Annotated in this window: 12 protein-coding genes; 9 read left to right on the forward strand and 3 right to left on the reverse strand. The window is 52.3% G+C overall.

From position 1 onward, the window contains the following. Positions 1 to 4 precede the first annotated feature (4 nt). Complete coding sequence (locus M467_RS25460; RefSeq protein ID WP_021067008.1) at positions 5 to 1,321, forward strand: PhoH family protein; 1,317 nt, start codon at positions 5 to 7, stop codon at positions 1,319 to 1,321. 28 nt (positions 1,322 to 1,349) lie between these two features. On the opposite strand, the gene M467_RS25465 is transcribed toward M467_RS25460, so the two are convergent. After that, the gene (locus M467_RS25465; RefSeq protein WP_021067009.1) at positions 1,350 to 2,561 is read right to left on the reverse strand and encodes a multidrug efflux MFS transporter; all 1,212 of its coding nucleotides are present in this window, start codon (positions 2,559 to 2,561) and stop codon (positions 1,350 to 1,352) included. Between the two features lie 92 nt (positions 2,562 to 2,653). Next, positions 2,654 to 3,121: a hypothetical protein gene (locus M467_RS25470; RefSeq protein ID WP_021067010.1), complete on the reverse strand. Its 468-nt coding sequence runs from the start codon at positions 3,119 to 3,121 to the stop codon at positions 2,654 to 2,656. 172 nt (positions 3,122 to 3,293) lie between these two features. On the opposite strand from M467_RS25470, the gene M467_RS25475 reads away from it, so the two are divergent. The 4 genes from M467_RS25475 (at position 3,294) to M467_RS25490 (ending at position 9,771) form a co-directional block, all read left to right on the forward strand. Then, entirely contained in the window at positions 3,294 to 3,572 is a 279-nt protein-coding gene (locus tag M467_RS25475) for an Fpa/YlaN family protein (RefSeq protein ID WP_021067011.1), read from the forward strand. Between the two features lie 86 nt (positions 3,573 to 3,658). Then, entirely contained in the window at positions 3,659 to 4,894 is a 1,236-nt protein-coding gene (locus tag M467_RS25480; protein WP_021067012.1) for an FtsW/RodA/SpoVE family cell cycle protein, read from the forward strand. Positions 4,895 to 4,925: 31 nt separating this feature from the next. After that, positions 4,926 to 8,363: a pyruvate carboxylase gene (locus M467_RS25485; protein WP_021067013.1), complete on the forward strand. Its 3,438-nt coding sequence runs from the start codon at positions 4,926 to 4,928 to the stop codon at positions 8,361 to 8,363. Between the two features lie 52 nt (positions 8,364 to 8,415). Then, positions 8,416 to 9,771, forward strand: coding sequence for a cryptochrome/photolyase family protein (locus tag M467_RS25490; protein WP_021067014.1), 1,356 nt, complete (start codon positions 8,416 to 8,418; stop codon positions 9,769 to 9,771). 50 nt (positions 9,772 to 9,821) lie between these two features. Here the strand turns inward: M467_RS25490 and M467_RS25495 are convergent, their stop codons facing one another. After that, entirely contained in the window at positions 9,822 to 10,724 is a 903-nt protein-coding gene (locus tag M467_RS25495; protein ID WP_021067015.1) for a COX15/CtaA family protein, read from the reverse strand. 331 nt (positions 10,725 to 11,055) lie between these two features. On the opposite strand from M467_RS25495, the gene cyoE reads away from it, so the two are divergent. The 4 genes from cyoE to M467_RS25515 all read left to right on the forward strand — a co-directional run bounded on the left by cyoE (position 11,056) and on the right by M467_RS25515 (position 15,590). Continuing rightward, a complete protein-coding gene (gene cyoE, locus M467_RS25500) occupies positions 11,056 to 11,982 on the forward strand; it encodes a heme o synthase (RefSeq protein ID WP_021067016.1) in 927 nt (308 codons plus the stop codon). A gap of 57 nt (positions 11,983 to 12,039) precedes the next feature. After that, positions 12,040 to 13,056 (forward strand): cytochrome c oxidase subunit II, encoded by a 1,017-nt coding sequence (gene coxB / locus M467_RS25505; RefSeq protein WP_021067017.1) that lies wholly within the window; start codon positions 12,040 to 12,042, stop codon positions 13,054 to 13,056. A gap of 68 nt (positions 13,057 to 13,124) precedes the next feature. Continuing rightward, positions 13,125 to 14,963, forward strand: coding sequence for a cytochrome c oxidase subunit I (gene ctaD / locus M467_RS25510; protein WP_051627797.1), 1,839 nt, complete (start codon positions 13,125 to 13,127; stop codon positions 14,961 to 14,963). Continuing rightward, positions 14,964 to 15,590, forward strand: coding sequence for a cytochrome (ubi)quinol oxidase subunit III (locus tag M467_RS25515; protein ID WP_021067019.1), 627 nt, complete (start codon positions 14,964 to 14,966; stop codon positions 15,588 to 15,590). It abuts the gene before it with no gap. Position 15,591: the final 1 nt, after the last annotated feature.

Below are 15,591 nucleotides of genomic sequence, written 5' to 3' on the forward strand. Positions count from 1 at the left end.
GTCTATGAAAAAAACGTATGTGCTCGATACGAACGTACTCTTACACGACCCACTATCCTTGTTCCAATTCGATGAGCACGATGTCGTCATTCCCGCCATCGTTTTAGAAGAGCTTGACGGTAAAAAACGTAATATGGATGAAGTCGGCCGCAACGCCCGAGAAACGGCCCGCGTGCTCGATCAATTGCGGACGACCGGTAAACTGCACGACGGGGTCCCGCTCGAGAACGGCGGACGATTGTTCGTCGAGATCGGTCACGAGCATACTGTCGATTTCCCGTTCGACGTCATGACGAACGACAATCGTATCCTGACCGTGGCACTTGGACTGATGAAACAATACGAGCACGACCGGACCCGTAAAGTCGTGGTCGTCTCGAAAGATATACTCGTCCGTGTCAAAGCGGACGCCATCGGCATTGAAGCCGAGGATTACTTGACCGACCATATCGTCGATACGACGAATTTATACGCCGGCTATCGTGAAATCGAAGTCGATCAAGCCATCATCGATGAATTTTATAAAGTCCGACAGCTTCCGCTAGAAGCCGTTTCAAAAAATCAGCTATATCCGAACTCATTCGTCGTCTTAAAGAGTAACGTCTCGAAAGCGAGCGCACTCGCGGTCGTCGATGGGTTGCAACCGATCCTCCGTCCGCTCTCGCTAGACGTCGAACACGTGTGGGGCATCCATCCCCGTAACGTCCAGCAACGGATGGCGCTCGACTTGTTGTTGCGGGACGATATTCCGTTCGTGACACTGCTCGGGAAGGCCGGTACCGGGAAGACGTTGCTCGCGCTCGCGGCAGGCCTGTCGCTCGTCGAAGACGAACGTCGCTTCAACAAGCTCGTCGTGGCCCGGCCGGTCGTCCCGATGGGGAACGACATCGGTTATTTGCCCGGTGAGATGGAAGAGAAGCTCCGGCCATGGATGCAGCCGATTTATGATAACTTGGAGTTCTTGTTCAACGCCAACTCGAAAGACGAACTCGGGAACATCTTGGCCGGCATCAAATCGATTCAGCTCGAGGCGCTCACGTATATCCGTGGTCGCAGCATGCCGGATCAGTTCATTATCATCGACGAGGCCCAAAACTTGACGAAACATGAGATTAAGACGATTCTGACCCGGGTCGGCGAGAACTCGAAAATCGTCCTCGTCGGGGACCCGTATCAAATCGACCATCCGTATTTGGACGAGTATTCGAACGGTCTCACGTACGCCGTCGAACGCTTCAAAGGTCAAAACGTATTCGGACACGTCCAACTCATCAAAGGGGAGCGCTCGTCGCTCGCCCGGTTGGCCGCCGATTTACTATAACGAAAAACGCCGAGCGGCCGCTCGGCGTTTATTTCGTATTTGGATGGAGTGCCACTTGCACGTTCGATTTTTCCAGGAAGGCGTTCATCAGCATAATCAGACCGGTCACGATAAACAGTGCCGAGAATCCGAAGTGGGCGACGACTTGCGAACCGAACAACGGTCCGAGCAAGTTGCCCATGAACTGGGCCGATTGGTTATAAGAGAAGATGCGGCCGGTCGCCCGGCTCGGCGTATGTTGGCGGAGTAACGACTGTACCGACGGCATGAGTGCCGCCGTGGCGAAGCCGAGGCCGAATCGCATGATGACGAGTTGTGTCGTCGACGTCACGAATGCCTGTGGAATCAAGAAGGCGCTATAGACGATGAGCGCCCAGAACAGGATGCGTTCGGCCCCGTAGCGGTCGGAGAGCCGACCGAGACGTTGTGCGGAAATGAGGGCGGCCACACCAGGAGCTGACGCGACGATCCCTGCGATAAAGGCGAGCGACGTCGTATACGGGTTCAATTCCCGGACATACAGCGTCAACAGCGGGCCAATCGATTGGGCCGAGAACGTGATTAAGAACGTCGTCAGAAACAGACTAAATATGAGTTGCGGGTTACGGAGCGAGGCGATCATCGATCGCGTCGAATCAAGCCGCTCGCGCGCCACCGGCACAAAGTCCTCTTTGACGAACACGAGTGTGATGAGGAACGTGATGAATAAGGCACTGCCGGTCAAGAGAAAAACGGGTCGAAGCCCAATCAAGTCTGCGAGGAGTCCTCCAATCAAGGGACCGAGGAGTCCGCCGGTGATGCCACCGGTCGACAGTGTGCCGAGCGCCCAGCCACTTTTCTCTTTAGGCGTTTGTGAAGCGACGAGGGTGATCCCCGCCGAGATAAATCCGGATACGGCACCCATTAAGAGCCGTAAACCGACGAGCTGATACACGTCTTGGACGAAACTGATGAGCGTCATGACGACGGCCATACCGAGACTAGCGCGGATGAGCATCAATTTGCGGCCTTTTTGGTCGGCGAGCCGTCCCCACAGCGGGGAGACGATGGCAGCCACGAGGAAAGTGGCGCCGAATGCGACCGCGGACCACGTAACGACTTGGTCGGGATCGGTGACCCCGAGTTCTTCGATGAACAAGGGGAGGAACGGTAGGACTAGACTCATCGAGGCCGCCGTCAAAAAGCTACCGATCCAGACAATGATTAAGTTTTTCTTCCATAAAGGGTACGTAAGCGTCACGACCTTTCGAGATTGAAGTTTTTCGATACCCTATATGTTACACTTTATGAAGTAAAAAGTCTAAAAAAAGAGAAGGCGCTGTGCCTTCTCTATCATGCTTCTGTTCGCACGGCGATGTGATGGACACCACGCCATACTTGTTGATTGTGCAAGACGTACACCGGACCGTCCGCGAGTACTTTTCCGTCTCGAGAGAACTGTAAGTAAACGCTTCTGGCCTCGTCGATTGGCAACGTGAGCACCGTCTCCCCATAAAAACTGACGTGCGTCGCCGTGGCGATCGGTTCGGCATTTTGAAGGAATGGCGCGAACGGCATCGCGAACGAGTCGCGCAGCGCCGCATCCTTATCAGCCCGAGACATCGGTTTGTTATGGTCGACGCGTGACCCTTGCGTCAAGCCGTCATCCCATGCCTTCCCCATCTTGGCATAGTATGCGTCGTTGTCACTTTCTACCGCGCGGTCGAGATCCTCGACGTTTCGCTTGCGGTCATCAAAAATCCATACGGTCGGGTCGATCGTCAGCGCGTGACGAACCGCTCCGTCTAGTGGAAAAATCATGGATACGCCCCCTTTATTCACAATACACTGTACATTATACAGCTCTTTCTCAGAAAAAGGGAAACTGCGAGAAACTCGCCGCGAATCCAGACTGTTCATTGAATTATGATGAAATATAATGTACAGTTGAGTTATGACAAACAGTCTGTCATTGTACGGAGGAGGGGTCGTAGTGGCGACAAATTTGGCTGCAGTCCAACGGGAGCAAGCGCTTCAACTATTAGAGGCAGACGCAGAAAAAATCCGTTGTTTGATTGAAGTGCAGTTAGAAAACCTAAAAATGCCGAAGTGCCCGCTTTATGAAGAGGTGCTTGATACACATATGTTCGGTCTATCACGCCAAATTGATTTTGCGGTCCGTCTTGGACTCATTTCAGACATTGAAGGTAAAGGACTGCTCGATTCATTGGAACAAAAGCTGTCCGCCCTCGCGGAAGCTTCAGATTTATGAACCTTATACTCAAACTGTGCAAGCGGCGCTGTTTGAGTATTTTTTTATAATGGGTCAGTGATTGTTGTACATAAGGAAGTGAAAACATGAAAACTCGGTTTCGGTATTTTGATTTCTCGTTGTTCATTGCAGTGCTCATGCTCGTCGGAATCAGTTCGATCATGATTTATAGTGCGAGCGTGTGGAATCGCGGCGATTACGCGAACAGCGGCTTGTTCTATCGCCAACTCGTCTACGCAGGAATCGGGATTGTCGTCTACTTCATTGCGACGATGTTCCGCTATGAGAACTTTAGAAAACCTAATATTTTGTACGGCCTCTATTTCGTATCGGTCGTACTGTTGTTCATCACGTGGGCGATGCCACCGCTCAACGGGGCGCGCGCCTGGCTCATCATCGGCAGCTTTACGATTCAACCGGTCGAGATCGCCAAATTCGTGTTGATTCTACTGCTCGCCAACTATTATCACCAGTTGTGGAATGGGGAGCTGAAAGGGTTGCCTGGTCGACTAGGGCGAGCCGCTATCACTAAAAAAGGAATCCGGGCTCAGTTTGGTGCATTCTTCATGATACCGGTCATCTACTTCTTTTTCCCATACGCCATCGCCATCAACGGACAGCCGGATATGGGGGGCTTGTTCGTCCTCGGGGCCATCATGTTCCTCATGTGGCTTGCCGTCGGGGCGCCGCTTCGGATCATCGTGCCTGCTGTGCTCGCCGGGTTTGGACTTGTCTATCTGATGTTCACGACAATCTTCTCGGAGAACCAGCGCAGCCGAATCGAAGTCGTCTTCAATCCATTCATGGACCCTGAAGGCTACGGGCACCAATTGCTCATGTCGATCATCTCGATCGTCCATGGGGGCTTGACCGGCGTCGGTCTCGGGAACAGTTATCAGAAGTATGGGTACTTGCCGGAACCGGAGACGGACTATATCATGTCCATCATTGCTGAAGAGCTCGGCTTTATCGGGGTCGTCGTCGTCCTCGCCTTGCTGTTCTTCATCGCTTTCCGGGCCGTCAATATCGCCAACCATAGCGATAGTCATTTCGCGATGTTCGTCTCGTTCGGCATCGCCGCTCAAATCATGGTCCAGACCGGAATCAATATCGGTGCCATGTCCGGTTGGTTCCCGGGTACAGGTGTCACGCTCCCGCTCGTCAGTTACGGCGGGACGTCACTCATCATGACGATGGGGATTCTCGGTGTGCTCAGTAGCATCTCGATGCGAAATCGGCACCGGGAAGCGACGAAACGGGCAGAAATTCGGGAGAAATCCGCAGAAAACGTTCAAAGTTCATCATTGCATGTTGTAAGGTAAAAAGGATTGAACTACTTAAATGGGGGGATTTATGTTGAAATCAATTAGCAAATTACTCGTAGCCAACCGTGGTGAAATCGCCATTCGCGTGTTCCGTGCCGCCACTGAATTAGGGATGCGCACGGTCGCCGTCTATTCTCAAGAAGACAGCGGCTCGTTACACCGCTTTAAAGCGGATGAAGCTTATTTGATTGGTCTCGATAAAAAACCGATTGACGCCTATCTCGATATCGAGGACGTGATCCGCATCGCGAAACAGTCGGGGGCTGACGCGATTCATCCAGGTTACGGATTCTTGTCTGAGAATATCGAACTCGCACGTCGTTGCCGTGAAGAAGGCATCATCTTCGTTGGTCCGAACGAATCGCACCTTCATGCGTTCGGGGATAAAGTTCGGGCCCGTCAAAGTGCGATCGCAGCCGGACTCCCGGTCATTCCAGGTTCGAACGGACCACTCACGTCTTATGAGGACGCTTTAGACTTTGCGAACGAGCACGGCTTCCCGCTCATGGTCAAAGCCGCGATGGGCGGAGGCGGCCGCGGGATGCGCGTCATCCGTACGGAAGCCGAGATGAAAGATTTGATTGAACGTGCCAAGTCAGAAGCGAAGCAAGCGTTCGGTTCAGACGAAGTGTACATAGAAAAACTAGTGGAACGCCCGAAACACATCGAGGTCCAAATCCTCGGGGATGACCACGGGAACATCATTCACTTGTTCGAACGTGACTGTTCGGTTCAGCGTCGTCACCAAAAAGTCGTCGAAGTCGCACCTTGTGTGACGTTATCGGATGCGTCGCGTCAAGCCATCTGTGACGCAGCCGTGAAACTGATGCGCCATGTCGGCTACATCAATGCCGGTACGGTCGAATTCCTCGTCACGGAAGACGAGTCGTTCTACTTCATCGAAGTCAACCCGCGCATTCAAGTCGAGCATACGATCACCGAGATGGTGACTGGTTTTGATATCGTCCAGACGCAACTCATGATCGCGCAAGGTGAGTCGCTCCACGGCGACGTCATCCACATGCCGAAACAAGAAGATATCAAATTGCTCGGTTACGCAATCCAATCTCGTGTCACGTCGGAAGACCCGGCCAACAACTTCATGCCGGATACCGGTAAAATCATGGCCTACCGTTCTCCGGGCGGCTTCGGTGTCCGACTTGACGGTGGGAACGCCTACGTCGGTGCCGAGATTTCACCATATTACGATTCGCTCCTCGTGAAGCTGTCGACACATGGCATGACGTTCGAACAGGCCGCTTCGAAGATGGTCCGTAACTTGAACGAGTTCCGGATTCGTGGCATCAAGACGAACATCCCGTTCTTAATCAACGTGATGAAGCATCAGAACTTCATCAGCGGCGACTATAACACGTCGTTCATCGATGAGACGCCGGAACTGTTCGTCTTCCCGAAACGGAAAGACCGCGGGACGAAATTGCTCAACTATATCGGCGATGTCACGGTGAACGGATTCCCGGGCGTCGGTTTGAAAGACAAGCCGATCAGCCGCTCGGTCCGGATTCCGCAAGACCTGCCGGCTGAAGCCAAACCGGGCACGAAACAGATTTTGACGGAACTTGGTCCGGATGGCCTCGCCGACTGGATTAAGCGCCAGCCCGAACTGTTATTGACGGATACGACGATGCGCGACGCGCACCAGTCTCTGCTCGCGACACGGATGCGGACGCAAGACATCATCAATATCGCCGAACCGACGAGCAAGCTCATGCCGGAGCTGTTCTCGGTCGAGGCATGGGGCGGGGCCACGTTCGACGTCGCCTATCGCTTCCTCTCAGAAGACCCTTGGGTACGCCTCATGCGTCTCCGTGAGAAGATGCCGAACGTGTTGATTCAAATGTTGCTCCGCGGTGCCAACGCCGTCGGGTATAAGAACTATGCCGACAACGTCATCGAGAAATTCGTCCACGAAGCGGCCTATGCCGGCGTCGACGTGTTCCGGATCTTTGACAGTTTGAACAACCTCGAGTCGATTCAACTCGCGATTGACGCGACGTTACCGACCGGCAAAGTCGCCGAGGCAGCGGTTTGTTATACGGGTGACTTGTATGACGGTAGCCGTCCGAAATACCACTTACCGTATTACGTCGACTTGGCGAAGAAACTTGAAGCGAGCGGGGCTCACATCCTTGCCATCAAGGACATGGCCGGCCTGCTCAAACCGGAATCGGCGTACGCGCTCGTCTCGGCATTGAAAGATGCCGTCGACTTGCCGATCCACTTGCATACGCACGACGCGTCGGGCAACGGGATCTTCACTTACGCCCGGGCGACAGATGCGGGCGTCGATATCGTCGACGTGGCTGCGAGCTCGATGTCGGGGATGACGTCACAGCCTTCAGGCGGCAGCTTGATTTATGCGCTTGACCATCACGCGCGTCAACCGAAAATCGATGCAAAGCATTACGAGGTCATCAGCGATTACTGGCAAGACGTGCGTCATAACTACGAGCCGTTCGAGAGCGACATGCGCGCTTCGAACCCGTCGGTATATGAGCACGAGATGCCGGGCGGACAGTACTCGAACTTGCAGCAACAAGCGAAAGCGGTCGGATTGGGTGACCGTTGGAGCGAAGTGAAGTCGATGTATGCCCGTGTCAACATGTTGTTCGGGGATATCGTCAAAGTGACTCCGTCGTCGAAAGTCGTCGGCGACATGGCGCTATTCATGGTCCAGCATAACTTGAGCGAACAAGATGTGATTGACCGCGGTCACCAACTCGACTTCCCGGATTCGGTCGTCGAGATGATGCGCGGCGAACTCGGGACGCCTCCAGGAGGGTTCCCGACCGATGTCCAGCAAGCGATTCTTAAAGGTGAGAAGCCGCTTGACGTACGTCCAGGTAAGTTGATTGAGCCGTATGATTTTGAAGCGGCCCAGTCGAAACTGTTCGAGAAACTCGATCGTCCGGTAACAGATTTCGAATTGCTCTCGAACGCATTGTATCCGAAAGTGTTTGAAGACTATGTCACGCATTCGACGACGTACGGGGATGTATCGGTGCTTGACACGTTGACGTTCTTCTACGGATTGAACGTCGGTGAGACGATTCAAGTTGAAATCGAGACCGGGAAGACACTCATCATCAAACTCGTTCAAATCAGTGCGGCGAACGAGGACGGCATCCGTCTCGTCTCGTACGAGATGAACGGCGTCCCGCGTGAAATCGAGATTAAAGACGTGAACGTGAAGTCGGCGACGACGAGCCGTCCGAAAGTAGACCGGGCGAACCCGAAACAAGTCGGCGCTTCGATGCCAGGTTCAGTGTTGAAAGTGCTCGTCGAACCGGGTAGCCGTGTCCACCGCGGGGAACAGCTCCTCGTCACGGAAGCGATGAAGATGGAGACGACGGTCCAAGCCGCGCAAGACGGAGAAGTCAAAGCGGTCCATATTAAAGAAGGCGACACAATCCAAAGTGACGACTTATTGATTGAGTTTGTATAATGAAAAGAAGCATAGCCGCGCTATGCTTCTTTTTTAGATAGGAGTGGGAGAGATGAGACGAGTATGCTGGTTTCGATCGGATTTTCGATTGACAGATAATCATATGTTACACCGGGCCTTGAAAGACGCTGATTCCGACGATGAGATGGAGTTCGTTTTTTGGCTCAACCCTAACTATTGCGAGCCGTTCGAGACGCGCCACGATTACTTTTTCGCGACGATGCGTCAATTCATGGACGAGTTGGAAGAACGCGGGCTCGGACTTCGGGTCATCGTGGCCGATACGGCCGAACAGTTCGTCGAAGCGCTCGGTGAGCTCGATGTGCTCTACTTCAACGCCGAGTATGTCGAACCGTTCAAACAGCGGGACGAAGCCGTCATCCAGGCGCTCGGGGAAGCGGTCAAAGTCATCCGCCTGCTCGACCGCCATTTGTTCGCCCCGAATGCGTTCACGAAAAAAGACGGCGATCCGTATAAGGTATACACGCCATTTAAAAAAGCAGCCTATGCCGAGGCGCCGCCCGCGCCGTATGAGGTCGACGTGAATGCGTTGAAGCGTCACGTGACGACAGGGCATGAAGTCCCGGTCGAATTGAAGCGTCAGTTCGATCGCTGTGAGCATGCGTGGAAAGCGCTCGGCGAAGCAGCAGCCAAACGTCGTTTGAGCGACTTCGTCGCGAATCGGATCGATGCGTACGATGAAGACCGCGACATCCCGGCCATCGCCGGCACGAGCCGTCTGTCTCCGTATCTCCGGACCGGGGTGCTCTCCATCCGGACCGTGACGGAAGCGGTGTTGAAGGCGCCGAAATCGAGCGGACGCGACACATATTACGATGAGTTGTTATGGCGTGAATTTTACTATATGATCATGGTCCAATTCCCGGGACTGAAAGACCGTCCGTTCAACGACAAGTATAAGCATCTCGATTGGGAGAACGATGACGAGAACTTCCAGGCGTGGTGTGACGGAAAGACGGGCTACCCGATCGTCGACGCGGCGATGCGGCAATTGAATGAGAAGGGCTGGATGCATAACCGGCTTCGCATGATTGTCGCCTCGTTCTTGTCGAAGCATCTGATGATCGACTGGCGGAAAGGGGAACGCTATTTCGAACAGAAGCTGATCGACTATGAAGCAGCCTCGAATATCGGGGGTTGGCAATGGGCGGCTTCGGTCGGGACGGATGCGGTGCCGTACTTCCGTATCTTCAATCCGACGACGCAGTCCGAGAAGTTCGATGGGGACGGGACGTTCATCCGGAAGTACGTGCCCGAACTCGCGAATCTCGACAAAAAAGCGATTCATTTCCCTGACTTGACCGAGCGGGATGGATACGTCGACCCAATCGTCGACCATAAGGAAGCGCGTGCCCGGGCACTCGAGCGGTTCAAGGACGCGCAGTAAATAGGCATCAAAAAAAGGAGCGATGCCCTCGCTCCTTTTTGTGTACGTGATTAAATGGATTGTTGTCGTGCGGCCTCGGTCGTCTGTTTCTGACTCCGATACGCATGATATGCCAAGTACGAGATAATCCCGAAATAGCAGGTAATCAAGAAGGCGTGGAGAAGCGGGACGTACGTGGCGTGTCCCCCAAGGACGATCCACGCACCCGTGCCGACTTGAAGCAGGATGAAGAACAGCGAGGCCCACATGCCGCTCTCGACGAGGCGGTTCGTCTCCCGACGTGCCAAGTAGAGGACGTATAACGTATAGAAGACGAGCAATCCGGCCATGATACGGTGCCCCATTTGGACGTACGACTCGAACGTCCACACGTTCTGGTCACAAATCGGCCAGCCGACACAGGCGTATGTCGCGCCGAGGTGACGGACGTAAGCGCCCGTATAGACGACGACCATCGTATAAATCGTCAAGCCGTAAAGATGAACCTTCAACCGTTCGGAGACGGCCCGATGCACGCGTTCCCCTTCGAACAAGAGAATCGTCAAGATGAGCAGCGATGCGAACGAGACGAGCGAGATGCCGAAGTGGAGCGCGAGAATCGCGTCCGATTGTTGCCAAATGACGGCCCCGGCACCGATAATCGATTGGATGAGCATGAAAATGAACGCGAGGAACGCGAACACTTTGACATCATACCGGTTCTTGACGACCGCAAACGTCCAAATCGTCAAGGCGATGATGAGCAGTCCCTCGATGCCAGAGACGACACGGTGACTGTACTCGATCATCGTTTCGACGCTCGGATTGGTCGGGATCAGTTTCCCGTGGCAGAGCGGCCAATCCGTTCCGCACCCGTCGCCGGAGTCCGTCTTTGTCACGGTTCCACCCATGATCAGGACGAGCATCATCCCGAGCGTGACGAGCGCTGAAAATAGTGCGAGTTTTTTATGCATTCGTTTCCACCTGCTTTTGAGAAAAATCACTAGAATTGTGCCTTGTAAGTTTATATTTTTTTCGCCATACTTATTATACGGCTTTACGTCGTAAAAACGAAACGGAAAAGCTTGCAATCGCTATCAAAATCGTTATTCTAGTATTAACATGGCGTTTTTACTGTGACAATTATCACACGTTTGTCACAAAAAACTAGCTATTTTACAAGCATAAACGACGTATTCTTTTTGAAAATATGGTATCTTTGTTATGAGTTAGGTGAACTTTGTTCATATTGTGTTTTTTCTGTGAAAAGAATACGTGGATTTCGTGATTAGTAGGGGGGTCAGTATGACAAAAGTCAACCCAGGAACAATGGCAGAAGTAGAATATACAGAATCCGCCTCGTTCCGCGACTATGTTGCTCTGGCAAAAATGGGAATCGTTCGCGCCAACTTGTTGTTGGTATTCGCCGGTTTCTTTGTAGCAGCAACATATCAGAGTGATACGCCAGTCTTTTATTTATTTGAGGTTTGGCCGCAGCTCTTATTAACGATGTTAGGAAGCGCACTCGTCATCTCCGGGAGTTGTTACCTAAACAACTTCGTGGACCGTGATATCGATTACTTGATGGGACGTACAGACAATCGGCCGAGTGTCACCGGTAAAATTTCAGGAGAACGGATTTTGCTCCTTGGATTAACGCAGCTTGCGATCGGGACATTGCTCTTATTGATCGTCTCGTATGTGGCAGCAGTCTTCGGTTTAATCGGGGCATTTTTTTATGTCGTCATTTATACGATGTGGCTTAAACGGACGCACACGTTGAACACGGTCGTCGGCAGCATCTCCGGAGCGGTACCGCCGCTCATCGGTTGGGCAGCCATCGATCCTGCGCTTCATATCGACGCGTGGCTCATGTTCCTCGTCATGTTCTTGTGGCAACCGCCACACTTCCTCGCGCTCGCCATGCGGCGTGTCGAGGAGTATCGAGCGGCCGGCATTCCGATGCTACCGGTCGTCAACGGCTTTGCGATTACAAAGCGTCAAATCATCTGGTGGATTGCGACGCTGATTCCAGCATCGCTCTTGTTCATGCATTACGGGTTAGTCTACGTAATCATTGCAGCCGGTCTTGGGGGCTACTGGTTATATCTCGGGTTGAAAGGTTTTAAAGCCGAGGATGAAATCAAGTGGGCAAACAAAATGTTCTTTTATTCATTAATTTATTTAGTCGTGTGGATTGTCGCGCTGATTTTGACGGCAGCACTAGCGTAATCACACTCACTATATAGAAACCATTACACATCATTTTGGGAGAAAGTGGGGATTGTTGTGAAATCATTTAAAAAGCTTCTGTTTGGCATCGTCCCGATGATGATGTTCGCACTGCTATTATCAGGGTGCGGCGTTGAGGGATTGTCTGCATTGAAGCCGATGGGAGAAGGCGCTGAAATTCAGCTCCGGATCATTATCATCAGTTTGGTACTTATGCTCTTCGTACTCGTCATCGTATCGATCATTTACGTTTACGTGCTCATGAAGTTCCGTCGTAAAGACGATTCGATTCCGAAGCAAGTCGAAGGAAGCAGCACGCTCGAGATGATTTGGACAGTCGTGCCAATCATCTTGCTCATCATTCTCGCTGTACCGACAATCACGACGACTGTCGAACTCGCGAAAGCGAAAGAAGCGAAAAAAGAAGAAGAAATCAATGTTACGGCTAACTTGTACTGGTGGGAGTTTGAATATCCGAACGCAGGCGTCGTCACGGGACAAGAACTTGTCATCCCGGTCGGCAAACGTGTCGGCATCAACTTGACATCGAAAGACGTCATCCACTCGTTCTGGGTACCGGCTTTATCTGGTAAAACGGACACGAACCCAGGCCTTGATAACGAAATGTGGTTGCATGCAAATGAACCAGGTACGTTCTTCGGGAAATGTGCCGAGCTTTGCGGACCGTCACACGCGCTCATGGACTTCAAAGTCATCGCACTCGAACAAGAAGATTACGACAAATGGCTCGAAGACATGAAAGCACAGCAAGACGCGAACACAGAAAAACTTGTTGCCGATAACCAAAACTTGACGACAGGTGAGGCCGTTTACGTCGAGAGCTGCTTGAGCTGTCACGGCGGCGGGAAAGTCGCGCCTAGTCTGACAAACTTCGGCGATCGCGAAAAGTTAGCTGGTTATCTTGAAAACAACGAAGAGAAATTGAAAGAATGGATTCGTGATCCTCAAGAATTGAAACAAGGCGCGCTCATGCCTGGCTTCGGTGAAGGCCAAATCAGTGATGAAGAGTTAGATGCACTCGTTGACTTCTTGTACGATCAGAAGATTGACTAACGGGAAAAGGGGGATTTCACGTGGCACAGACCACTGCATTGCAGCAACCGCGTAAATACAATGGCATCATGGATTGGGTTACGACGGTTGACCACAAAAAAATCGGTATTTTGTATTTGTTCTCAGGAATCTTCTTCCTCCTTCTCGGTGGAATTGAAGCATTACTTATTCGGTGGCAACTCGTTCGTCCGATGAACGACTTCGTCAGCGGCGAAACGTTCAACCAATTGATTACGATGCACGGGACGACGATGATCTTCCTAGCGGCCATGCCGATGTTATTCGGATTCATGAACGCCGTCGTACCACTTCAAATCGGGGCACGAGATGTCGCGTTCCCGTTCATTAACTCACTCGGATTCTGGTTGTTCTTCTTCGGTGGTGTCATGTTGAACCTTAGCTGGTTCTTCGGCGCAGCGCCGAACGCAGGCTGGACGGCGTACGCGCCGCTCTCGACACAACCGGAAGCATCAGGGGTCGACTTCTACGCCCTTGGTCTTCAAATTTCAGGTTTCGGTTCACTCATGGCCGGGATTAACTTCCTCGTCACGATTTTGAACATGCGTGCTCCAGGTATGAAACTCATGCGGATGCCGCTCTTCACGTGGACGACGTTCGTCGCTTCGGCGTTGATCGTCTTCGCGTTCCCACCGCTCACAGTCGGATTGTTCATGTTGATGTTCGAACGCTTGTTCGGGGCCGTTTACTTCGACCCGGCAGCCGGCGGTAACGTAGTCATCTGGGAACACCTCTTCTGGATCTTCGGACACCCGGAAGTATACATCTTGATTTTACCGGCGTTCGGTATTTTCTCGGAAATTATTCCGACATTCGCTCGTAAACGCCTATTCGGTTATACAACGATGGTCTTCGCAACGATGCTCATCGGTTTCCTAGGATTCATGGTTTGGGTCCACCACATGTTCACGGTCGGTCTTGGACCGGTCGCCAACTCGATCTTCGCTGTCGCAACAATGGCCATCGCCGTTCCGACAGGGGTCAAAATCTTCAACTGGTTGTTCACACTATGGGGCGGACAAATCAAGTTCAACGTCGCGATGCTCTACTCGGTCGCATTCATTCCATCATTCCTCGTCGGGGGAATGACAGGGGTCATGCTTTCGGTCGCACCGGCCGACTATCAGTACCACGATAGTTACTTCGTTGTCGCTCACTTCCACTACGTTATCGTAGGTGGAGTTGTCTACGGTCTATTTGCAGGACTTTACTACTGGTTCCCGCTCATGTTCGGCAAAGCGCTCTCTGAGAAGCTTGGCTACTGGCAGTTCTGGTTGTTCTTCATCGGGTTCCACTTGACGTTCTTCCCGCAACATTTCCTCGGATTGTTCGGGATGCCACGCCGCGTCTTCACATACCTTCCGAACCAAGGGTTTGAGACGATGAACTTGCTGTCGACAATCGGAGCCTTCTTCATGGGTGTGTCGACGATCGTCTTGCTCGTCGCTGTTGTGAAAGCATTCTTGTCGAAACAACGCGTCAAGCCGGACCATTGGGAAGATGGACGTACATTGGAGTGGACGCTTCCTGTACCGACTCCAGAGTACAACTTTGCACAAACACCGCTTGTCAAAGGTCTCGATACGTTCTGGCTCGAGAAGATGGCGGGCAACAAACGGGTATCTGTCGCTGAACCAGTAGCAGACATCCATATGCCGAACAACTCGATTATCCCGTTCTTCATGTCACTCGGCTTGTTCATCGCCGGACTCGGAGCGATTTTCCAAATGGATAACGCGGTTGTCGGTTGGTCGCTCATCGTGATCGGATTGCTCATCACATTCGTGTCGATGTTCCTCCGTTCATGGATTGACGATCATGGCTTCTACATTCCAAAATCGAAGATCGAAGCGGATTTGAAAGCGATTCGTGAGAAAGGAGACCAATAAATGGCACATGCAGTCGAAAAACACCCGGTGACCGGAATTCCGGCCAATCCAGAGAAAGCCACGCTGGAAGGGAAAAATAAATATGTAGCCTTCTGGTTCTTCCTCGGTGGAGAGACCGTTCTCTTCGCCTCGCTCTTCGGAACGTATGTCGGTCTACTCAACTCTGGTGCGCCAGAGGAACTTCGTTCGTACAATATCTTTGAGATGGGGCTCGTCTTCTTAATGACGATGCTCCTCCTCACAAGTTCGCTCACAAGTGTTCTCGCCATGATGAACATGAAAGCGAACAATCCAGGCCGCATGAAGTTTTGGTTGGTGATCACGCTTCTCCTCGGGGCAGGTTTCCTTGGAGCTGAGATTTACGAGTTCATCCACTACTACCATATCGGTCACACGTTCACGTCGAGCGCGTTCGGATCTGCGTTCTACACGCTCGTCGGTTTCCACGGCGCGCACGTCACGTTCGGTCTACTTTGGATCACGACGTTGTTAATTCGCAACTGGAACCGTCCGATCGATGTGTACAACGCACCGAAGTTTTACGTGTCGAGCCTATACTGGCACTTTATCGACGTCGTCTGGGTTTTCATCTTCTCAATCGTCTACCTCTTAGGGATGGTGAGCTAAC

Origin of the sequence: Exiguobacterium chiriqhucha RW-2 (assembly GCF_000416965.1) — a bacterium.
Classification (GTDB): Bacteria; Bacillota; Bacilli; order Exiguobacteriales; family Exiguobacteriaceae; genus Exiguobacterium; species Exiguobacterium chiriqhucha.